We start from the raw sequence: 1,225 nt of genomic DNA on the forward strand, positions 1-1,225 counted from the left end.
GAAACTCTTCGCGAAGTCTCCTGGAACGGAGCACGAAACAGGGTGACAGTCCCGTACCGAAGACGAGTACAAGACGAGTCAGCTCCAGAGTATCGGGGGTTGGATATCCCTCGTGAATATCTCAGGCATCGACTGAGAAGACTAAACACTCCTCAAGACCGATAGCGAACAAGTAGCGTGAGCGAACGCTGAAAAGCACCCCGAGAAGGGAGGTGCAATAGGGCGTGAAATCAGTTGGCGATGGAGCGACTGGGCACAAAAGGTCTGCTGCGAAATGAACCGGGTGCGAACCCATAGTAAGAAGCAGCAGAAGCCGGTGTCCAGTCGTACGTTTTGAAAAACGAACCAGGGAGTATGCCTGATTGACGAGTCTAACCCGATCATCGGGGAAGGCGTAGGGAAACCGACAGGGCCGCAGCACTTCTGTGTGAGGGCCGCCGTGTTCAAGCGCGGGGAGTCAATCGGGCATGACCCGAAACCGGATGATCTAGGCGTGGGCAAGATGAAGCGTGCCGAAAGGCACGTGGAAGTCTGTTAGAGTTGGTGTCCTACAATACCCTCTCGTGACCTACGTCTAGGGGTGAAAGGCCCATCGAATCCGGAAACAGCTGGTTCCGACCGACACATGTCGAAGCATGACCTCTGCTGAGGTAGTTCGTGAGGTAGAGCGACGGATTGGGGGACCGCACTCCGAGAGGAGTGCGCCCCCCTGTCCAACTCCAAACTTACGAACGCCGCTGACGCAGGGAGTCCGGTGCGCGGGGTAAGCCTGTGTACCGTGAGGGAGACAACCCAGAGCTGGGTTAAGGTCCCCAAGTGTGGACTAAGTGCGATCGAAGGTGGTTCCGAGCCCTAGACAGCCGGGAGGTGAGCTTAGAAGCAGCTACCCTCTAAGAAAAGCGTAACAGCTTACCGGCCGAGGTTCGGAGCGCCCAAAATGATCGGGGCTCAAGTCCACCACCGAGACCTAGCGGCATCCTTTACCGGATGATCCCGTAGGTCGGCGTTCTGTTCGGGTGGAAGCACGGTCGAGAGATCGTGTGGACCGTTCAGTAACGAAAATCCTGGTCATAGTAGCAGCGTTAGTCGGGTTAGACCCCCGACGGCCGAACGAGTAAGGGTTCCTCAGCAATGCTGATCAGCTGAGGGTTAGCCGGTCCTAAGTCCCCCCGTAATTCGAAGGGGACAACAGGGAAACAGGTTAATATTCCTGTGCCAGTGTGCA

Annotated in this window: 1 rRNA gene; it reads left to right on the top strand. The window is 56.4% G+C overall.

Annotation, left to right across the window (positions count from 1 at the left end):
• Positions 1-1,225 (top strand): 23S ribosomal RNA (locus tag QA600_RS22760); the annotation flags it as partial.

The organism is Natronococcus sp. A-GB1, from assembly GCF_029688845.1.
GTDB lineage: Archaea > Halobacteriota > Halobacteria > Halobacteriales > Natrialbaceae > Natronococcus.